Annotated in this window: 17 protein-coding genes; 11 read left to right on the forward strand and 6 right to left on the reverse strand. The window is 71.6% G+C overall.

From position 1 onward, the window contains the following. The first annotated feature begins 14 nt into the window (after positions 1 to 14). On the forward strand, positions 15 to 2,345 hold the full coding sequence (locus ACFYR3_RS24655; RefSeq protein WP_355847260.1) for a serine/threonine-protein kinase: 2,331 nt from the start codon (positions 15 to 17) through the stop codon (positions 2,343 to 2,345). 203 nt (positions 2,346 to 2,548) lie between these two features. Here ACFYR3_RS24655 and ACFYR3_RS24660 read toward each other — a convergent pair whose 3' ends face one another. After that, positions 2,549 to 2,746, reverse strand: a complete 198-nt coding sequence (locus ACFYR3_RS24660) for a hypothetical protein (protein WP_389284735.1) — start codon at positions 2,744 to 2,746, stop codon at positions 2,549 to 2,551. A 46-nt stretch (positions 2,747 to 2,792) separates the two neighbouring features. On the opposite strand from ACFYR3_RS24660, the gene ACFYR3_RS24665 reads away from it, so the two are divergent. Then, on the forward strand, positions 2,793 to 3,047 hold the full coding sequence (locus ACFYR3_RS24665; protein ID WP_355847266.1) for a hypothetical protein: 255 nt from the start codon (positions 2,793 to 2,795) through the stop codon (positions 3,045 to 3,047). A 13-nt stretch (positions 3,048 to 3,060) separates the two neighbouring features. Here the strand turns inward: ACFYR3_RS24665 and ACFYR3_RS24670 are convergent, their stop codons facing one another. From ACFYR3_RS24670 to ACFYR3_RS24680, 3 genes are all read right to left on the reverse strand, one after another. Continuing rightward, entirely contained in the window at positions 3,061 to 3,822 is a 762-nt protein-coding gene (locus ACFYR3_RS24670; RefSeq protein WP_355847433.1) for an enoyl-CoA hydratase/isomerase family protein, read from the reverse strand. A gap of 59 nt (positions 3,823 to 3,881) precedes the next feature. Further along, complete coding sequence (locus ACFYR3_RS24675; RefSeq protein ID WP_355847436.1) at positions 3,882 to 4,307, reverse strand: OB-fold domain-containing protein; 426 nt, start codon at positions 4,305 to 4,307, stop codon at positions 3,882 to 3,884. A 75-nt stretch (positions 4,308 to 4,382) separates the two neighbouring features. Further along, on the reverse strand, positions 4,383 to 5,531 hold the full coding sequence (locus ACFYR3_RS24680; protein ID WP_355847269.1) for a lipid-transfer protein: 1,149 nt from the start codon (positions 5,529 to 5,531) through the stop codon (positions 4,383 to 4,385). A 98-nt stretch (positions 5,532 to 5,629) separates the two neighbouring features. Between ACFYR3_RS24680 and ACFYR3_RS24685 the strand changes: the two genes are divergently transcribed. Genes ACFYR3_RS24685 through ACFYR3_RS24695 form a run of 3 tightly spaced genes read left to right on the forward strand, consistent with a single transcriptional unit; the run spans position 5,630 to position 7,996 of the window. After that, positions 5,630 to 7,294 carry a fatty acid--CoA ligase family protein gene (locus ACFYR3_RS24685; protein ID WP_389284736.1) on the forward strand — a complete coding sequence of 555 codons (1,665 nt, stop codon included), beginning with the start codon at positions 5,630 to 5,632 and terminating at the stop codon, positions 7,292 to 7,294. A 19-nt stretch (positions 7,295 to 7,313) separates the two neighbouring features. Continuing rightward, on the forward strand, positions 7,314 to 7,601 hold the full coding sequence (locus ACFYR3_RS24690) for a ribbon-helix-helix domain-containing protein (protein ID WP_261701771.1): 288 nt from the start codon (positions 7,314 to 7,316) through the stop codon (positions 7,599 to 7,601). Continuing rightward, complete coding sequence (locus ACFYR3_RS24695) at positions 7,601 to 7,996, forward strand: PIN domain-containing protein (protein ID WP_355847274.1); 396 nt, start codon at positions 7,601 to 7,603, stop codon at positions 7,994 to 7,996. The genes ACFYR3_RS24690 and ACFYR3_RS24695 overlap by 1 nt, the downstream gene beginning before the upstream one ends. Before the next feature lie 141 nt (positions 7,997 to 8,137). Here ACFYR3_RS24695 and ACFYR3_RS24700 read toward each other — a convergent pair whose 3' ends face one another. Beyond that, positions 8,138 to 8,317 carry a hypothetical protein gene (locus ACFYR3_RS24700; protein WP_261701769.1) on the reverse strand — a complete coding sequence of 60 codons (180 nt, stop codon included), beginning with the start codon at positions 8,315 to 8,317 and terminating at the stop codon, positions 8,138 to 8,140. A 218-nt stretch (positions 8,318 to 8,535) separates the two neighbouring features. After that, the gene (locus ACFYR3_RS24705) at positions 8,536 to 11,490 is read right to left on the reverse strand and encodes a BTAD domain-containing putative transcriptional regulator (protein ID WP_355847276.1); all 2,955 of its coding nucleotides are present in this window, start codon (positions 11,488 to 11,490) and stop codon (positions 8,536 to 8,538) included. Between the two features lie 235 nt (positions 11,491 to 11,725). Here ACFYR3_RS24705 and ACFYR3_RS24710 point away from each other — a divergent pair, with 235 nt between their 5' ends. The 6 genes from ACFYR3_RS24710 to ACFYR3_RS24735 all read left to right on the forward strand — a co-directional run bounded on the left by ACFYR3_RS24710 (position 11,726) and on the right by ACFYR3_RS24735 (position 19,359). Continuing rightward, a complete protein-coding gene (locus tag ACFYR3_RS24710) occupies positions 11,726 to 12,985 on the forward strand; it encodes an amidohydrolase family protein (protein WP_355847279.1) in 1,260 nt (419 codons plus the stop codon). 172 nt (positions 12,986 to 13,157) lie between these two features. Then, complete coding sequence (locus ACFYR3_RS24715) at positions 13,158 to 14,099, forward strand: LLM class F420-dependent oxidoreductase (RefSeq protein WP_355847282.1); 942 nt, start codon at positions 13,158 to 13,160, stop codon at positions 14,097 to 14,099. Between the two features lie 11 nt (positions 14,100 to 14,110). Further along, positions 14,111 to 14,887, forward strand: a complete 777-nt coding sequence (locus tag ACFYR3_RS24720; RefSeq protein WP_355847285.1) for a glucose 1-dehydrogenase — start codon at positions 14,111 to 14,113, stop codon at positions 14,885 to 14,887. Positions 14,888 to 15,017: 130 nt separating this feature from the next. Further along, complete coding sequence (locus ACFYR3_RS24725) at positions 15,018 to 16,136, forward strand: LLM class flavin-dependent oxidoreductase (RefSeq protein WP_355847288.1); 1,119 nt, start codon at positions 15,018 to 15,020, stop codon at positions 16,134 to 16,136. Positions 16,137 to 16,150: 14 nt separating this feature from the next. Further along, the gene (locus tag ACFYR3_RS24730; RefSeq protein ID WP_389284737.1) at positions 16,151 to 17,881 is read left to right on the forward strand and encodes an amidohydrolase family protein; all 1,731 of its coding nucleotides are present in this window, start codon (positions 16,151 to 16,153) and stop codon (positions 17,879 to 17,881) included. After that, positions 17,878 to 19,359 (forward strand): aldehyde dehydrogenase family protein, encoded by a 1,482-nt coding sequence (locus tag ACFYR3_RS24735; RefSeq protein WP_389284738.1) that lies wholly within the window; start codon positions 17,878 to 17,880, stop codon positions 19,357 to 19,359. Before ACFYR3_RS24730 ends, ACFYR3_RS24735 begins: the two co-directional genes overlap by 4 nt. Positions 19,360 to 19,415 lie beyond the last annotated feature (56 nt).

A 19,415-nucleotide genomic window follows, 5' to 3' on the forward strand; every position in this document is an offset into this window, starting at 1 on the left:
GAGGTGGCAGGCAAGTGGTGGATCAGCTGACGCAGCACGATCCGCGCCGGATCGGGCCGTTCGAGGTGCTGGGACGGCTGGGTGCCGGCGGCATGGGGCTGGTCTATCTCGCGCGCTCGGCTTCCGGCCGGCGCGTGGCGATCAAGACGGTCAGGACGGAGCTCGCCGAGGACCAGTTGTTCCGGGTCCGCTTCTCGCGCGAGGTCGAGGCGGCCCGCGCCGTGTCGGGCTTCTACACGGCGGCCGTGGTCGACGCGGACGCCCGCGCCGCGGTGCCGTGGCTGGCCACCGCCTACGTGCCCGCGCCCTCGCTCGAAGAAATAGTGAATGAGTGCGGGCCGCTCCCGGCCCAGGCGGTTCGCTGGCTGGCGGCCGGCGTCGCGGAGGCGCTGCAGTCGATCCACGGCGCGGGACTCGTCCACCGCGACCTGAAGCCCTCGAACGTCCTGGTGGTCGAGGACGGACCGCGCGTGATCGACTTCGGTATCGCGTCCGGCGTCTCGAACACCCGTCTGACCATGACCAATGTCGCCGTCGGCACCCCCGCCTACATGTCGCCCGAGCAGGCGAAGGACTCGCGCAGCGTCACCGGCGCGAGTGACGTCTTCTCGCTCGGCTCGATGCTCGTCTTCGCGGCCACCGGACACGCCCCCTTCCACGGCGCCAACCCCGTGGAGACGGTCTTCATGCTGCTCCGCGAGGGCCCGGACCTCGAAGGCCTCCCCGATGAGCTGCGCCCGCTCATCGAGTCCTGCATGCAGATGGACGCCACGGCCCGCCCCAACCCCGCCGACCTCCAGGCGCAGCTCGCACCCCACCTCTTCGGCTCCGGCTCCGACGACAGCGGTACGGCGTCGGCGTGGCTGCCCGAGCGGGCGGTGGGCCTGATCGAGACGCGCCGCGGCGGCCGTCCGCCGGTCAAGCCGCCGACCGGGGGGAGTGGACGCAGTGGCGGAGGGCGCGCAGTGGTTCCTCCGCCCCCTTCGCACGCCCCGGTGCCCGTGGGGGCACCCGACACCGGCCCCGTGCGCCTCGCGGGCGCCAAGGTGCCCATCGGTCCCGGCCCGCGAGTCCTGGACGCCCGCGCTGCGGCCGTGAAGGCGCCGCCCCCGGAGGCGGGGCTCGCGGCGTCCTGGTCCCGGCCGCGTATCGGCGTGAACGGCGCCGAACCGGCGCCCGTGCCCACGGTCGCGCCCCCCGTGCCCGACTCGTCGGCCGGCTGGCGCCCCTGGCGCTTCCGTATGTCGAACGACGTCTGGGGCACTCCCTCGGTCGCCGACGACCTCGTCTACGTCACCTCCTTCGAAGTCCACGCCCTCGACGTCGCGACCGGCCGCCGCCGTTTCAAGACCCGTGACGTGGCCTGGTCGATGGCGGTGGCGGACGGCCGCATCCACGCGTCCGACGGGCCCACGCTGTTCGCGCTCGAGGCCAGGGAGGGCGCGGACCTCTGGCGCCTGTCCACCGACGCCTGGGTCTACTCCCTGCGGGCCGAGCGCGGAACGGTCGTCACCGGCACGCGCGGGGGCGGCATCCAGGCCTGGGAGGCCTCGAACGGGCAGAAGCTCTGGGAGATCAACGGCGCCCAGACGGACTTCGAGTCCCCGGAGGCCGGTCCGGCGATCCACGACGGCACGGTGTACGTCTGGAAGGACGCGCGACTGCGCGCGCTGGAGGCCCGTACGGGCGAGGAACGCTGGTCGTACCCGATCGGCGACGCGGCCTCCTGCGGCGGCGTACCGGTGCGCATGACCCACGCGCCCGACGGCTACGTCTACATCTCCGCCGGCACCCGCGTCCTCGCCATCGACGCGGCGAGCGGTCACGTCCGCTGGCACTTCGAGGCCCCGGCCGTCTTCCTCTGCCCGCCCACTTTCGCTCCGGGCCCGGCAGTGACGGGCGGCGGCGTCTACCTCGCCGACTACCTCGGCACGGTGTACGCCCTCGACGCGACCGACGGCCGCGACCGCTGGCGCATCGCCACCGAGTCCCGCGCCTCCACGGAGCCGGTCCTCGTCGCCGCCGGACACGTCCATGTGGGCAGCGGCAAGGGCCTGTACACGCTGGACGCCGTCACCGGCACCCCGAAGTGGCGCTTCCAGGCCGGGGGCGACCTGGTCGGCGCCCCGGTGGTGGCCGAGGGCCGTATCCACTTCGGCTCCACGGACCATCTCCTGTACACCCTGAAGGCCGACGACGGGCGCCTGCGCTGGAAGCTGGCCACCGGCGGCGAGATCACCGGGGCGCCCGTGGTCAAGGACGGCGTCGTGTACGCGTGCAGCAAGGACCGCTGCGTGTACGCGCTGGACGCGGAGAAGGGGACCGGGACGGCCCGCACGACGTGAGACGGGCCGATCGGCCCTGGTCGGGGCGCGTGCGGCGGTCGTGGGTAGGGTGACGGCATGTACACGCGGGGGCGCAGGCTCAGATTCACAGCGGTGTCGGCGATGGTGGTGCTGGCCCTGACCGGCTTCTCGTCGGGCCGTGGCCACAAATTCCGCAGTCACGACAGCGGCGGCGGGGGCGGTTGCAGCAGTTCCCGCCAGGATCACGACAGTTCGTCGTCGTCCACGTCGGGCGGCGGCTCGTACGGCAGCGGTTCGTCCAGCAGCGACCCGTACGGCAGCGACCCGTACGGCAGCTCGTCCCGTTCGCCCGGCAGCGACGCGTACGGTTCCGGGACGAGTACCAGTGGCAGCGGCGGCGGTACGTACCGTTCGCGGCCCACCCCCCGTTCGACCCCCACGGCGTCCTCCTCCGCCACCGTCCAGGCCCCGAAGGACGGGACGGCGGTGCTCGTGCACTGCGCGACCCAGGAAGACCCCTACACGACCGTCGAGGTCAGGAATCCGAACGGGCGCGAGGTTCTCTTCACCGTGAAGGTCGCCTTCAAGGACAGGACCGGCTTCACCATGACCGATTCCGGCAGCCAGGTGTCGGTGCCCGCGAAAGGCAAGGCGACCGTCCGGTTGGGCGCTGCCAGCGCGGGGGCCGTGGACCGGCTCGATCACTGCGAGGTCGATCCACGGGCCAGGGCCGTGCGTTGACGGCCCGCGGGGCTCACCGCGTCCGGAACCCGCCCGGGCGCCGCGCGGAGAACAGCTCCGCCTGCCGTTCGCCCGGCAGGTTGCCGAGGGAGACGAGCTGCGGGGCGTGCGCGAGGGCTGCCGCCCTGGTCGCCTCCTGTGCCTGCCAGAGCGCCCGTACCGTCCCCTGGACGGCCTCGGCCGGGTAGGACGCGATGACCGCCGCGCACTCGACGGCCGCCGCCAACGCCCCGCCCGGAGGGGTGAGTTCGGAGACCAGCCCCACCTCGTACGCCCGCCGCGCGGAGATCCGCTCGGCGGTCCCCATCAGCGCCATCCGTGCCACCTCCCCGAACGGCATCCGCTGTGCGAGGTAGACGGACTCGTACGCGCTGACCATCCCGTACGTCGTGTGGGGGTCGAAGAAGGTCGCTTCCTCGTCGGCGACCACGAACTCCGCCTCGCCGATGAGGTAGAAGGCGCCGCCGCACGCCATCCCGTTCACGGCGGCGATCACCGGCTTCCACAGGTCGTTCGCCTTCGGCCCGATCGTGGCGAGCGGATCGTCCACCATGTAGGGGGAGTCGGGCTGCGGCACCTCGGCGCCCCGGTCGATCCCGGTGCAGAAGGCCCGCCGTCCCGCGCCGGTGACGACGAGCGCCCGTACGGTGTCGTCGAACCGGAACTCACGCCAGGCGGCGACCAGTTCGGCCGCCGTGCCGAGGTCGATGGCGTTGAGCCGGTCCGGCCGGTCGAGTGTGAGGACGGCGACACCTGAGCCCTTGTCGACGGCGATCCCGAGCCCTTCGCCGCCGCTCTCCCGGCGTTCGGCGCCCGTCCGGGGCTCGTCCCCCTTCACGCCCGCTCCAGGACCCAGCGTGGGACGGTCACGCCGTTCACCTCGGTGAACACCGCCTGCACCCGGGCGCCGATCCGAATCCGTTCCGGTGGTACGGAGTCGAGGGGCTCGTCCGGCCCGCTCACCAGATTTCCGACCAGCCGTATCCGTGGCGCGTCGGCGAGCTCCACCACGATCGCGTTGTACGGGGCCTGCGCCGCGTAGGCGGGAAGGAGCGGCGGATGCGGGACGACGTACGACCAGATCCGTCCCCGCCCGCTCATCCTTCGCCACTCGTTCGCGAAGGAGTGGCAGTGCGGGCAGCAGGGTCGGGGCGGAAAGCGGAGTTCACCGCAGTCGGCGCAGGACTGGACGCGGAGTTCGCCCCGGGCGGCGTACTGCCAGAAGGGCGCGCCGTCGTCGTCGAGGACGGGAGACAGCAGGGACTCGTCCGTCCTGCTCAGCCCGTCCGTCCTGCTCAGCCCGTCCGTCGTGCTCAGCTCGTTCATCTCGGCTCCTCAGCTCCTCAGCAGGAGTGCGGAGGTGGGGACCCCTTCCCCCGCTGTGACCAGACAGGTCGCCGCCCCCGGCACCTGTGCCGTACTCGTGCCCCGCAACTGCTTCACGCCCTCGTTGATCAGGTTGAAGCCGTGCACGTAGGCCTCGCTGAGCCCGCCGCCCCCGGTGTTGACGGGCAGCCGTCCGCCGATTTCCAGAGCACCGCCCTCCGTGAAGGCCGCGCCCTCGCCCCGCCCGCAGAAGCCGTACCCCTCCAGCGAGAGGGGGATGAGGGGCGTGAACGCGTCGTAGATCTGCGCCACGTCCACGTCCTCGGGCGTGAAGTCGGCGTGTTTCCACAGGTGTCGGGCGGCGGTCCAGGCGGGTCCGGTGAGCGGGTCGTCGTTCCAGTAGTTGACCATGCCGTGGTGCTGGGCGGGCAGGCCCTGTGCGGCGGAGTGGACGTACACGGGCCGCCGCCGGCAGTCGCGGGCCCGCTCGGCGGAGACGATCACGCACGCCAGCGCGCCGTCCGTCTCCAGGCAGTTGTCGAAGAGGCAGAGGGGCTCGCTGATCCAGCGGGAGGTCATGTACATCTCGCGGGTCAGCGGGCGTTCGTACATCATCGCGGCCGGGTTCTGGTTGGCGCGGTTGCGGCAGGCCAATGCCACGTTGAAGAGATGGTCGCGGGTCGCCCCGTACTCGTGCATGTACCGGCGCGCGAGCATCCCGATCTCGTCGGCGGGCCGCAGCAGCCCGAAGGGCCGGGTCCACTGCGCCGGGGTGGGGAGCTGGACGGCCGTGTTCTTCCAGGGGCGCGGCCCGCTGCCCCGCTTGCGCGAACGCCAGGCCACGCCCACCGTCGCCTGACCGGCGGCGACGGCGGCCGCGAGATGCGCGACGGTGGCGCAGGAACCGCCGCCTCCGTAACCGACCTTGCTGAAGAAGGTGAGGTCCCCGAGCCCGACGGCCTTGGCGACCTCCACCTCGTCGGTCTCCTCCATGGTGTAGGAGGCGAGCCCGTCGACCTCGGCGGGCGCGATGCCGGCGTCGTCGAGGGCGGTGAGGATCGCACGGCAGGCCAAGGCCTTCTCGGACTCGGGGAGTTGCTTGGCGAAGGGGGTCTGTCCGATTCCGACGACGGCTGTGGCGTCCTTGATCCCTGGCATGGGTGACCTCCGCACACGGTCCCGGCTGCTGACAGGCCGTCAGGCTACAGCTAATCTGACGGTGAGTCAGCTAGTGGTCCTCGGGCGGGAGGTACGCGATGCGCGGTGACCTGGAGTGGGGCGGCGTCCCGGGTCTTGTACGGTCGGCGGCGGCCCGTTTCGCGGACCGCGAGGCGGTCGTCGAGGGCCGGACACGCATCTCCTACGAGGAGTTGGGCGCCCGGGTGGAACGCGCGGCGGCGGCCTGTCTGGCGAGCGGTGTACGCGTCGGTGACCGCGTGGCCATCTGGGCCCCGAACACCCTCGACTGGATCGTCTCCGCCCTCGGCGCGGTGTCCGCGGGCGCGGTCCTCGTCCCCCTCAACACCCGCTTCAAGGGCGCCGAGGCGGCGTACGTACTGGCAAGGAGCCGGGCGAAGCTGCTGTTCGTGACGGGAACGTTCCTCGGCACGTCGTACGTGGCGTCGCTGCGCCGGGCGGCCGGGGAGCCCCCGGAAACGGGCCCCGGTACCGGTGCCGACACCGGTGCCGACACCGGTGCCGACACCGGCGCCGCCGCCGGGACCGGCCCGCTCCCCGGCCTCCCGCACCTGGAGCAGGTGGTGGTCCTCGCCGACGACGCCCCCGCCGACTTCCGTACCTGGAAGGACTTCCTGGCGGACGGAGAGGGCGTGGGGCGCGACGAAGTACGCCGTCGGGGCGCGGCCGTGTCCGGCGCCCTGCCCTCGGACATCATCTTCACGTCGGGCACCACGGGCAGGCCGAAGGGTGCCCTGATCACCCACGCGCAGACGCTGCGCGGCTACGAGATCTGGAGCGACCTCGCCGGTCTGCGCGAGGGCGACCGCTATCTGATCGTGAACCCCTTCTTCCACACCTTCGGCTACAAGGCCGGGATCATCGCCTGTCTGATGCGCGGGGCGACGATGGTGCCGCAGCCGGTGTTCGACGTGGACACGGTGCTCGCGAACGTGGCCGCGGAACGCATCTCGGTCCTCCCCGGCCCGCCCACCCTCCACCAGTCCCTCCTCGATCACCCCGCCCGTGACACGTACGACCTCTCCGCGCTGCGGCTGGTGGTGACCGGCGCCGCCGTGGTCCCGCTGCGCCTGGTCGAGCGCCTGCGCACGGAACTCGGCGTGGACACGGTCCTGACGGCGTACGGGCTCTCCGAGGCGAGCGGCATCGTCACGATGTGCCGCAGGGGGGACCCGCCCGCGGTGATCGCCTCGACCTCGGGCCGGGCGATCCCGGACACCGAGGTACGGGTGGCGGACTCCTCGGGGGCCCCGGCGGCTCCCGGTTCTCCCGGCGAGGTCCTGGTCCGCGGCTTCAACGTGATGAGCGGCTACTTCGAGGACCCCGAGGCCACGGCGGCGGTCCTGTCGCCGGACGGCTGGCTGCGCACCGGCGACGTGGGCGTCCTCGACCCCGAGGGCAACCTCCGCATCACCGACCGGATCAAGGACATGTTCATCGTCGGCGGCTTCAACGCCTACCCCGCGGAGATCGAGCAGCTCCTCGACCTGCACCCCGAAGTCGCCGACGTGGCGGTCATCGGCGTACCGGACAGCCGGCTGGGCGAGGTCGGCAAGGCCTACGTCGTCCGCCGCCCGCACTCCACCCTCACGGCCGACGACCTCATCACCTGGTCCCGCCGCGAAATGGCCAACTACAAGGTGCCCCGCACGGTCGAATTCGTCGGCGAACTGCCGCGCAACGCGAGCGGGAAGGTGGTGAAGGGGGAGCTGCGGGGGCGGTGAGGTTGGTATGGTAATTGGTATGGCAACCAAGAAGTACACCGTCACGCTGCCGGAGGAGCTCGCGGAGGAGATCCGGAGCGAGGTGGGGCCGGGGGGCTTCAGCGCGTATGTCAGTCAAGCCATAGAGCGCCAGCGGGAGCGGGACCGGCTCGGGGAGCTGGTGGTATGGATGCAGGAGGAGGGCGGGCCCCTCACAGAGGAGGAGCTGGCGGCGGCCGAGGCCGAGCGGCGCGAGCTCGACCGCTACTTCACCGAGCGTGATGCCGCGTCCGGCACGGGCGGCCCCGGCCTGCCGATGGCGGGTTGATGAGCACCGACATCTATGTGCTGGACTGCGAGGCCCTGTCCCGGGCGGCGCTGCGCGAACGACGGATGACCGCCCGGCTCGTGGACGCTCACCGGGCCGGAATCGGTGTCGTGACCAGTTCCATGACCCTGATCGAGGCCTACCACGGCCAGGTGAAGCGGTCGGCCTGGTCCTGGGCGATGTCCCGTATCGTCGTCGAACCCGTGACGCGGGAGATCGCCGATGCCGCGATCGCGTTGCTGGCGGAGAGCGGACTGCACGGCCACAAGCACGCCATCGACGCAGCCCTGGCGGCCATCGCCGAGCGGCAGCGCGGCAACGTGGTCCTCTACACGTCGGACGAGGACGACCTGAAGAAGCTGTGCGGGCCCAGGGTGGCGGTCCGGGGGCTGTAGGCCGGCGTCCCGCCGCCGCACCACCTCCAGCACACCAGGTGCGTACCGCCCCCGGACGCACGGCGGCCGCGGCGGCTCCCCCTCCGCGCCGCCGCGGCCGATCCCCGTGTGGTGTAAGTCCGCCCCCCCCCGGGATGGGACTTAGACCGGCTCGTCCGTCGCGTGGATGTTGTCCGTGGACGCGTCGCCGGTGCCGTCGTTCTTGGTGATCAGGTTCTTGGTGGTGAGGGGCTCGCTCGTGGCGTGGATGTTGTCCGTCGAGGCGTCGCCCGTCGGCTCGTCCGTGGCGTGGATGTTGTCGGTGCTGTTGGTGTCGCTCATGGTGGCTGTCCCCCTGACAGTCTCGGTGCGTTGTTTTGAGCGGCCCGTCCGGCAGCTCCCCCGTGGGCCGCCGGACGGGCACTCGGGGCCGATTACCTTAGTGCTACGGCCTCAGGTCGTCCCATCTGCCCCCCGACGCGACGGATCGACAAGACAGAGACTGCCGGGCAGCGATAAACGAACGATGAACGACCGGACGTGCGACCGCCTATGAGGTCCTACGCGACGGCCAGCGGATTGAGGAGCGCCCTGACCGTGGCGGCCTCGGGAGCCCCCAACGTCTGGAAGATGTCGAGGGATTCGCGCCAGCAGACCTGGGCCCGGCCGGAGTGACCGATCGCGTTCAGGGCCTGGCCGAGCACGATGAGGACGTTGCCCCTGCGCCACTCGCCGCCGATGCCGCGCAGCACCGTCAGCGCCGTCTCGGCGTTCGCCGCCGCCTGAGCCGGACGCTGGGCGGCGAGATCGGCCTCCGCGAGGCGGAACAGGGACATGCCCTCCCAGAGCCGTTGGCGGCTGTTGCGGAACACCGCGAGCGCCTCTCCCAGCCGGGCGGTCGCCTCGGACAGCCGACCGCTCTGGGTGAGGGCGAGGCCCAGCGCGTAGCGGCCGTTGGCGCCCTTCAGCGCATGGCCCATGCCGTCGTACATGTCGGTGCCCTGCTGGGCCAGCGACACGGCACTCCCGGTGCGCCCGGTGGCGAGGTGGATGCGCGAGAGGTTGCAGAGGGCGCTCGCCTCGCCGGCCCGGTCGTGGCAGGCCCGGAAGCTCTCGATCGCCCGGGTGAGATGAGCTTCGCCGTCGTCGTACTGGTTCTGGTAGAGGGCGATCACACCGAGCGTGTTGGAGGCCCAGCAGCTCGTCAGGTGGTCTGTCTCGGCGGCCAGTTCGAGGGCCTGCACGGCGGCTTCACGGGCGGGGTCGAAGCGTCCGGTGTAGTAGTGGACGTAGGCCAGGGTGACCAGGGCCCGTGCTTCGGCGTGCGCGTCGCCGGCCTCCTGGGCCGCCTCGCGCAGAGCGGCGGCGACCCCCTCGTACGCCTTGGAGTTCGTGCCGGACTCCGCCAGATCCACGGAGGCCCACAGCGCGTCGACGGAGCGCCGGAGGAATCCACCCCTGGTGGACTGCCGGACGCAGGCGAGCAGGGAGATCGCCTCCGAGTACAGCCAGTCCTGTGCCCGGTGCCGGTCCTCGAACACCAGGCCCGGGTACGCCGTCGGCTCCAGATGGTCCACCAGGCGGTCCCCGGGCCGTTCGATCGCGTACACCCCGGCCGCCGTGCTCAGGTAGAAGTCCAGCAGCCGCGACATGGCCGCGGCCCGCTCGCTGGGGGGCTGTTCGTCGCGTTCGGCGCAGGCGCGCGCGTAGAGGCGTACGAGGTCGTGGTAGCGGTAGCGGCGGGGGGCCGCCGATTCCAGCAGGGAGGTGTCGACGAGGGACTCCAGGAGGTCCTCGGTGGCCTCGGCCGGGAGGTCGAGCACCGCCGCCGCGGCCGCCAGCGAGATGTCCGGGCCGTCGGCGAGGCCCAGCAGGCGGAAAGCGCGGGCCTGGGCCGGCTCCAGTTGGCCGTAGCCGAGTTCGAAGGTGGCCTTGACGGCCAGGTCGCCCGCCTGGAGTTCGTCCAGCCGGCGGCGTTCGTCGCCGAGCTTCGCCGCGAGCACCGACACCGTCCAGGTGCGGCGGGCGGCGAGCCGGGACGCCGCGATACGGATGGCCAGGGGAAGGAAGCCGCAAGCCGCGACCACGTCGAGGGCGGCCTCCCGCTCGGAGGCGACCCGCTCCTGGCCCACGATCTTCGTGAAGAGCTGCAACGCCTCCTCGGGAGACATCACGTCGAGGTCCACCAGATGGGCGCCCGCCAGGTCCACCATCCGTATGCGCGAGGTCACCAGGGCGGCGCAGCCCTCGGTGCCGGGCAGCAGCGGGCGCACCTGGGCGGCGTCGCGGGCGTTGTCGAGCAGGACCAGGACGCGGCGGCCGTCGAGGGCGGAGCGGTAGAGGGCGGAGCGTTCCTCCAGGGAGTCAGGGATCGCCGAGTCCGCCGTGCCGAGGGCCCGCAGGAAGGCGCCGAGGACCGTCTCCGGTTCGGCCGCCCTCGATCCGGCGCCCTGAAGGTCGACGTACAACTGTCCGTCGGGGAACGCCCCGCGGGACTGGTGGGCGACATGCACGGCGAGCGTGGTCTTGCCCACGCCCCCGATGCCCGCCAGTGCCGAGACGGCCATGACCCGGCCCTCTTCGGAGGATGCCGAGGCGAGGACGTCGCTCAGTTCCTGCACGAAGGACGCCCGGCCGGTGAAGTCGGTTACGGTCGCGGGGAGTTGGTGCGGGCGGACGAGGGCGGCGGCGGGCTCCGCCTTCGGGGCGGAGGGTTCCGCGAGGCCCGGGTCCGCCTGGAGTATGCGCTGCTGGAGTTCCTTCAGGCCCTGCCGCGGGTCCACGCCCAGTTCGTCGGCGAGCAGCCGCCGGGTGTCCGCGTACACGGCGAGGGCTTCCGCCTGGCGGCCGGAGCGGTACAGCGCCAGCATCAGGAGTTCACGAAGGCGTTCGCGCAGCGGGTGCGCCGCGGTGAGCGCCGTGAGTTCGGAGACCGCCACCGCGTGGAAGCCCTGCTCCAGGTCCATGTCGAGCCGGGATTCGAGGAGTTGCAGGCGCCACTCCTCCAGACGGGCCCGCTGCGTCTCCGCGTAGGGGCCGGGAATGCTCGCGAGCGGTTCGCCGTCCCACAGGGCGAGGGTCTCCCGGAGCAGGTCGCGGGCGCGTGACAGGTCACCCGAGCCGCGCGCCTTCTCGGCGTCGGCGGCGAGTTCCTGGGCGCGCACGTGGTCGAGCGCCCCCTCGCTCAGGGAGCGGATCGCGTAGCCACCGGACTCGCTGACCAGGACCTCGGCGCCGAGCGTCTTGCGCAGGCGCGAGGCGTACGTCCGCAGGGCGGCCAGCGCCTGGGACGGGGGCTCGTCGCCCCACAGGGCGTCGATGAGTTCGGACGCCGTGGCCGTACGCCCGTCGCGGAGCAGCAGCGCGGCCAGCAGGGCGCGTTGCTGCGGGGACCCGGCCGGAAGCGGATCGTCCCCGAGCCAGGCGCGCACCGGGCCGAGCACGCTGAAGCGCAACGCCGCGGGCTCCTCGGAGCCCGGGTGCCACTGCTTCGGTACTCGCGGCACACCGTCCATCGCTGTCCCCCTGCCGAACTGTCAGTACAACGAGGCCAGTTTGCCTTGTTCATGGCGGATGCGTCAGCCGTGCGAGACAGCGATCACAGGGTGCCGCCCGGTAGGACACACGGTTCTCACACGGACTCCCCACACGTCCACGTGAATTCGTCCCTCCGCTGCCGCCGGCCGCGCCGGTCGTCGGAGAGCCGCCGGAGAGCTGACGGGCCGTCAGATCGGCGCTACCGTGGCCCGTATGGAGACCACGGAAACCGCGCAGAGCCTCTCGGCGGACGCCGGGACCGACTTCCCGAGGATCATCTCGGTGGACGACCACACGGTCGAACCCCCCGACGTCTGGCGGGACCGGCTGCCCGCGAAGTACCAGGACACCGGGCCCCGCGTCGTCCGCGCGCCCCTCAAGGAAATGACCTTCCTGGGCGGGAAGTTCGCCCCCGTGATGGGCGCACCGGGCGACGACGGCCCCGTCGGGGACTGGTGGGTCTACGAAGACCTGCACCGGCCCCTCACCCGCCTCGACACGGCCGTCGGCTACGACCGTGACGAGATCAGACTCGAAATCATCACGTACGAGCAGATGCGCCCCGGCTCGTACGACGTACCGCAACGCCTGGCCGACATGGACGTCAATCATGTCCAGTCCGCCCTCTGTTTCCCCACGTTCCCCCGCTTCTGCGGGCAGACATTCACCGAGGCGACCGACCGCGAGCTGGGCCTTCTCGGGGTGAAGGCCTACAACGACTGGATGGTGGAGGACTGGTGCGGGCCCAAGGCCAGGGGACGGCTGATACCGCTGACCCTCGTGCCGCTGTGGGACGCCCGGCTTGCGGCGGACGAAGTACGGCGCAATGCCGCCCGTGGCGTACGCGCGGTGGCCTTCTCCGAGATCCCGCCGCATCTCGGGCTCCCGTCGGTGCACACCGACGACTGGGACCCCTTCCTCGCCGCGTGCGACGAGACGGGCACCGTCATCGCCATGCACATCGGCTCCAGCAGCAGGATGCCGTCGACCTCGGCCGACGCGCCGCCCGCGGTCGGCTCCACGATCACCTTCGCCAACTGCTGCTTCTCGATGGTCGACTGGCTGATGAGCGGCAAGTTCGAGCGCTTCCCGAACCTGAAGGTGATGTACGCGGAGGGCCAGATCGGCTGGATCCCCTACATCCTCGAACGCGCCGACGTGGTGTGGGAGGAGAACCGCGGCTGGGGCGGTGTGGCCGACAAGGTCCACCGGCCGCCGTCCGAGCTCTTCACCGAGCACGTGTACGGCTGCTTCTTCGACGACGCGTTCGGGCTGAAGAACCTCGACGCGATCGGCGTCGGCAACGTCCTCTACGAGACCGACTACCCGCACTCCGACTCGACCTGGCCGAAGTCCCGGGAGGTCGGCGAGGCCCAGATGGGCCACCTGGACGCCGACGTGATCGACCGGATCGTCCGGCGCAACGCGATCGACCTGCTGGGACTGACGGCGGACGGCCTCTGGGCGGGCTGAACACGCCACCGGCCGGTCGGCGGGTCCAGTGTCCTCGTCCGCAGGCGCGCCGGACACTCCGGCGGACCGCGGCGACCCGTACCCGCCCGCCTCTTGTCTGACGATGCGTCAGCAATGACTATGGCAGCGCAGCCTGGAAAATGACGGACCGTCAGATGAGAGGTGCGGGCCCATGCAGGTACTGCCCGAAGGGCGACTGGCGTACGGGATGCAGCTCCCGGTCCAGTCCCAGAGCACCATCTACGCGGAGCCGTGGGAGGCGGCCGCCGGCCCCGACGACCTCGTCGAGATCGCCCGCGCCGCCGACCGCGCCGGATTCGCCTATGTCGCGAGCTGCGACCACGTCGCCATCCCGCGTCGGCTCGCGGGCGCGATGAGCACCATCTGGTACGACCCGGTCGCCACGCTCGCCTACCTCGCGGGCGTGACCGAGCGTGTGCGGCTGCTCAGTCATGTCGCGATCGTCGGGCTCAGGCATCCGCTCGTCACGGCCAAGCAGTACGCGACCCTCGACCATCTGTCGGGCGGCCGTCTGGTCCTCGGGGTGGGCGCCGGGCACGTGCAGGAGGAGTTCGAGGCGGTCGGGGCGGACTTCGCGCGCCGGGGAGCCGTCCTCGACGAGACGATCGACGCGCTGCGCGCCGCGCTCGGACCGGACGAGTTCCCCGTCCACCACGGCAAGACGTACGACTTCGAAGGGCTCGGGCAGCGGCCGAGGCCCGCCCAGGAACGGGTGCCCGTGTGGGTGGGCGGATCCTCGCCCGCCGCCGTGCGCCGGGCCGCGCAGCGCGGCGACGGCTGGCTGCCGCAGGGCGATCCGCGCGACCGGCTGCCGGGGCAGATCGCCCGGCTCGGCAGCCTGCGCGCCGAGGCCGGCATCGAGGAACCCCTGACGATCGGCGCCATCACCGAGCCGCTGTACGTCGGCGATCCCGGCTGGGAGGTCGGGCGGCGCACGCTGAGCGGGCCGCCCGAGGTGCTGGCGGAGTCGCTGCGGGAGTACGGGGCGATGGGCGTGCACCAGGTACAGGTGCGGTTCCGCAGCCGGGGCCGCAGTGAACTACTCGACCAGATAACGGCGTTCGGCGCGGACGTCGCACCCCACCTCAACTAGGGAGTCAGCGCATGGGCAAGCTGGACGGGCGGGTCGTCCTCATCACCGGCGCGGCGCGCGGGCAGGGCGAGCAGGAGGCGCGGCTCTTCGTGGCGGAGGGCGCGCGCGTGGTCGTCGCGGACGTGCTCGACGACCAGGGGGAGGCGCTGGCCAAGGAGATCGGCGCGCACTACGTCCACCTGGACGTGAGCCAGGAGGACGACTGGGCCGAGGCGGTGCGTTCCGTGCGGGCGGCCTACGGGCGGATCGACGGGCTGGTCAACAACGCCGGCATCCTGCGCTTCAACGAACTGGTCGACACCCCGCTGGCCGAGTTCATGCGGATCGTGCAGGTCAACCAGGTCGGGGTGTTCCTCGGGATCAAGACCCTCGCACCCGAACTCGCGGCCGCGGGCGGCGGCACGATCGTGAACACGGCCTCGTACACAGGGCTTACAGGCATGGCGTACGTGGGCGCGTACGCGGCGACCAAGCACGCCATCGTCGGCCTCACGCGGGTGGCGGCGCTCGAACTCGCGGCCAAGAAGATCCGCGTCAACGCCGTCTGCCCGGGGGCCGTCGACACGGCGATGAGCAACCCGGCGCAGCTCGACCCGGGCGCGAACACCGAGGAGGCCTCACAGGCGCTCGACGAGCTGTACCGCAAGCTGGTGCCGCTCGGCCGGATCGGGCGGCCGGAGGAGGTGGCCCGGCTGGCCCTGTTCCTGACCGGTGAGGACTCCTCGTACATCACCGGGCAGCCGTTCGTGATCGACGGCGGCTGGCTCGCGGGCGTGAGTGTCCTCTGACGGCGAGTCCGCCAGATCGACGTGCTCTCTGACGCTGTATCAGCTATTGACGGTCCATGCGCACGGTGGAACAGTCGGCTCAAAGAATCTGACGGTACGTCAGATAACTGGATGGGGACGGTGAACCTCCTTGGAATTCGGGCTCTTTGTACAGGGATACGTGGGCAAGCGCGCCGAGACCGACCCGCTCGCGGAACACAAGGCGCTGATGGAGGAGACCGAGTACGTCATCCAGGCGGACACCTCCGGCTTCAAGTACGCCTGGGCGTCCGAGCACCACTTCCTGGAGGAGTACTCGCACCTCTCGGCCAACGACGTCTACCTCGGCTACCTGGCGCACGCCACCGACCGCATCCACCTCGGCTCCGGCATCTTCAACCCGCTCGCCCAGGTCAACCACCCGGTGAAGGTCGCCGAGAAGGTCGCCATGCTCGACCATCTCACCGAGAACCGCTTCGAGTTCGGGTCCGGACGCGGTGCGGGATCGCACGAGATCCTCGGCTTCCTCCCCGGCATCACCGACATGAACTACACCAAGGAGATCTGGGAGGAGACCATCGCCGAGTTCCCGAAGATGTGGCTCCAGGACGAGTACGTCGGGTTCCAGGGAAAGCACTGGTCGCTCCCGCCGCGCAAGATCCTGCCCAAGCCGTACGGGAAGTCGCACCCCGCGATGTGGTACGCCGCCGGGTCGCCGCCCTCGTACTCCATGGCCGCCCGCAAGGGGCTCGGGGTACTCGGCTTCAGCGTCCAGAAGGTCTCCGACATGGAGTGGGTCCTGGAGCAGTACAAGACGGCCGTCGTGAACGCCGAACCCATCGGGGACTTCGTCAACGACAACGTCATGGTGACCACCACCGCCATCTGCGCACCCACCCACGACGAGGCGATCCGGATCGCGGTCGCCGGCGGGCTGCACTACCTGCCCTCCCTCGTCTTCCGCTACCACGACACGTTCCCGCGCCCCGAGGGCTTCCCCGTCTGGCCCGAGACGCTCCCCGAGTACAACGCGGAGTTCGTCGAACTCCTCATCGAGGAGGAGCTGTTGATCTGCGGAGACCCCGGGGAGGTGCTCACCCAGTGCAAGCGCTGGGAGCAGGCCGGCGCCGACCAGCTCAGCTTCGGACTGCCCGTCGGGGTCCCCAAGGAGGAGACGCTCCAGACGATCCGGCTGATCGGCGAACACGTCATTCCGAAGATCGACACGGACCCGGTGCACCGCACGACCCGGTTCCGCCAAGCCGTCTAGGGGGTACCTCCGCGATGCTCGACCACCTGATCAAGGGCGCGACCGTCGTGGACGGGACGGGCGCGCCCGCCCGCACCGCTGACGTGGGGCTTCGGGACGGCCGTATCGCCGTGATCGGCACGGTCACCGAGCCGTCCCGGACGAGCGAGGACGCGCACGGATCCGTCCTCGCCCCCGGCTTCGTGGACCCGCACACGCACTACGACGCCCAGCTCTTCTGGGACCCGTACGCCACCCCGTCCCTCAACCACGGCGTCACCACGGTCGCGGGCGGCAACTGCGGGTTCACCCTGGCCCCGCTGAACCCCGCACGCCCCGAGGACGCCGACTACACGCGCCGCATGATGTCCAAGGTCGAGGGCATGTCCCTGGTCGCCCTGGAGGAGGGCGCCCCCTGGACCTGGCACAGCTTCGGCGAGTACCTCGACGCCCTGGAAGGGCGGATCGCCGTCAACGCGGGCTTCATGGTGGGACATTGCGCGCTGCGCCGGCATGTGATGGGCCCCGACGCGGTCGGCGGACAGCCCACGCCGGAGCAACTCGACGCCATGCTGCGGCTGTTCCATGAAGCCATGGACGCCGGAGCCTGGGGCCTGTCCACCACCCAGTCCTCCACCCACTCCGACGGCGACGGCAGGCCGGTCGCCTCCCGGCACGCCGGGCCCGCCGAACTGCTCGCCCTCGCACAGGCCGTGGGGGAGCACGAGGGCACCCAGATCGAGGCGATCGTGGCCGGCTGCCTGGACCAGTTCAGCGACGCCGAGATCGATCTGTTCGTGGAGATGAGCGCGGTGGCGGGCCGCCCGCTCAACTGGAACGTCCTGACGATCGACGCGGCCGTCCCCGAGCGCGTCCCGCGCCAGTTGGAGGCGAGCGAACGCGCCCGCAAGTCCGGCGGCCGCGTCGTCGCGCTCACCATGCCGATCCTCACCCCCATGAACATGTCGCTCGGCACCTTCTGCGCCCTGAACCTGATCCCCGGCTGGGGACCGGTCCTCGGGCTGCCCGTCCCCGAGCGCATCGCCAAGCTCGGCGACCCCGGGGTCCGCGCCGAGATGCTGCGCCGCGCCCGGAGCAAGGAGGCGGGCGTCTTCCGGCGGCTCGCCGACTTCGGCCGGTACGTCATCGGCGACACCTACAGCGCCGCGAACGAGGGCCTGACCGGGCGCGTGGTGCGGGACATCGCAGCCGAGCGCGGCCAGGAACCCTTCGCGTGCCTGGTGGAGATCTGCGCGGCCGACGAACTGCGGACGGTGTTGTGGCCCATGCCCACCGACAACGACCCGGACTCCTGGGCACTGCGCGCCGAGACCTGGCAGCACCAGGACGTCCTGCTCGGCGGCTCCGACGCGGGCGCCCATCTGGACCGCATGTGCGGAGCCCCGTACACGACCCGCTTCCTCGGGGACTGTCTGCGCGGGCGGAAGCTGACGACGCTGGAGGCGGCCGTGAAGATGCTCACGGACGACCCGGCGCGGCTCTTCGGACTGAGGGAACGCGGGCGGATCGCGGAGGGCTTCCATGCGGACCTGGTGCTGTTCGACCCGGAGCGGATCGACGCCGGCAAGGCCACCCTGGTGCACGACCTGCCGGGTGACAGTCCGCGGCTCGACTCCCGGGCGATCGGGGTGAGCGCCGTGTGGGTCAACGGGGTCGAGTCGATCCGGGAGGACGTGGTGACGGGCGCGGTACCGGGCAAGGTGCTGCGGTCGGGCCGCGACACCCGGACGGTGAGCACCCGGTGACGGGCGCCGACGGGAAGGCTCCTGAGGCGGCGGCCGAGCAGCGGCTGTTCATCGGCGGATCGTGGGCGGCGCCCGACAACGGGTTCTACGAGGTGACCGATCCGGCGACCGAGGGGGTCGTCGGGCTGGCCCCCGAGGCCTCGCGGGCCCAGGTGCACGCGGCAGCGGCGGCGGCCCGCGAGGCCTTCGGGCCGTGGTCGCGCACCTCCGCCGAGGAGCGGGGCGCCGTCCTCGCGCGCGCGGCGGACCTCATCCAGCGCGACTTCTTGCCGTACGCCGCCCTCGCGCAGGCGGAGAGCGGCGCCACCACCGGGACGGCGCGCGGCATGCAGGTCGGGGTCGGAGTGGCCCGCTTCCGGCGCTACGCGCGGCCCGAACCGGTCGAGAGCGCGCTGCCGCCGCAGATCAACGAAGCGGGACCCTTCGGCGGGGCGGCCGTGATGGGCGCGCTCGCCGTGCGCCAGCCCGTCGGCGTGGTCACCTGCATCACCTCGTACAACAATCCCTGGGCCAACCCGGCCGGCAAGATCGCCCCCGCCCTCGCGATGGGCAACACCGTGGTGGTGAAACCGGCCCCGCAGGACCCGCTGTCCGTGTACCGGATGGCCGAGGCGCTTCAGGCGGCGGGCGTGCCGCCGGGCGTGGTCAACGTGGTCAGCGGCTCGACGGCGGAGTCCGGCGAGGCCGCGGTCGACTCCCCGGACGTCGACATGGTCAGCTTCACCGGCTCGACGGCGGTCGGGCAGCGGATCGCCGAGGTGTGCGGGCGCGGTATGAAGCGCCAGCTGATGGAACTGGGCGGCAAGGGTGCGGCGATCGTCTTCGACGACGCGGATCTGGCCTCGGCGGTGTCGGGCATCGGCACGACCTTCTCCTTCTACAGCGGACAGATCTGCACGGCGCCGACGCGGGTGCTGGTGCAACGGGGCGTGCACGACCTGCTGGTCCAGCAACTGGCGGCCTACGCGGGCCACTTGAAGGTGGGTGACCCACGGGAGCAGGGCACGGTGGTCGGCCCGGTCATCTCGGCGGCGCATCGCGACCGCGTCGAGTCCTATGTCGAACTCGGGCGCAAGGAAGGCGCGCGGGTGGCGGCAGGCGGCGAACGGCCTTCCCTGCCGGTCGGGTTCTATGTCGCCCCCACGCTTCTCGCCGACTGCACGCCGGACATGAGGGTCGTCCGGGAGGAGATCTTCGGCCCGGTCGTCGTCGTCCTGCCCTTCGACGACGAGGAGGAGGCGATCGCCCTCGCCAACGACTCCGACTACGGCCTGATCGACTACGTCTGGTCCGGTGACGTGGCCCGGGCCTTCCGCGTAGCCCGCCGGCTGCGCGCGGGCGGCGTCGGCGTCAACACCGTCGGCCGCAACATGGAGGCCCCCTTCGGCGGCTTCAAGAAGAGCGGCGTCGGCCGGGACGTCGGCTCCTACGCCCTGCACGCGTACAGCGAGGTGCAGGCGATCGTTTGGCCGGGGTGAGGTGTTCCGGGGGCCGCGATCGCCCTGATCGGTCTCCGGGGTGTCTCGCCTCCGCG

Origin of the sequence: Streptomyces sp. NPDC005784 (assembly GCF_042871525.1) — a bacterium.
Taxonomy (GTDB): domain Bacteria; phylum Actinomycetota; class Actinomycetes; order Streptomycetales; family Streptomycetaceae; genus Streptomyces.

Bases quoted from the DNA above. Each gene is read 5' to 3' on its own strand.
- ACFYR3_RS24720 (WP_355847285.1), top strand. From the start codon at position 14,111: ATGGGCAAGCTGGACGGGCGGGTCGTCCTCATCACCGGCGCGGCGCGC.
- ACFYR3_RS24715 (WP_355847282.1), top strand. From the start codon at position 13,158: ATGCAGGTACTGCCCGAAGGGCGACTGGCGTACGGGATGCAGCTCCCG.
- ACFYR3_RS24730 (WP_389284737.1), top strand. From the start codon at position 16,151: ATGCTCGACCACCTGATCAAGGGCGCGACCGTCGTGGACGGGACGGGC.
- ACFYR3_RS24695 (WP_355847274.1), top strand. From the start codon at position 7,601: ATGAGCACCGACATCTATGTGCTGGACTGCGAGGCCCTGTCCCGGGCG.
- ACFYR3_RS24710 (WP_355847279.1), top strand. From the start codon at position 11,726: ATGGAGACCACGGAAACCGCGCAGAGCCTCTCGGCGGACGCCGGGACC.
- ACFYR3_RS24705 (WP_355847276.1), bottom strand. From the start codon at position 11,490: ATGGACGGTGTGCCGCGAGTACCGAAGCAGTGGCACCCGGGCTCCGAG.
- ACFYR3_RS24700 (WP_261701769.1), bottom strand. From the start codon at position 8,317: ATGAGCGACACCAACAGCACCGACAACATCCACGCCACGGACGAGCCG.
- ACFYR3_RS24680 (WP_355847269.1), bottom strand. From the start codon at position 5,531: ATGCCAGGGATCAAGGACGCCACAGCCGTCGTCGGAATCGGACAGACC.
- ACFYR3_RS24685 (WP_389284736.1), top strand. From the start codon at position 5,630: ATGCGCGGTGACCTGGAGTGGGGCGGCGTCCCGGGTCTTGTACGGTCG.
- ACFYR3_RS24690 (WP_261701771.1), top strand. From the start codon at position 7,314: ATGGCAACCAAGAAGTACACCGTCACGCTGCCGGAGGAGCTCGCGGAG.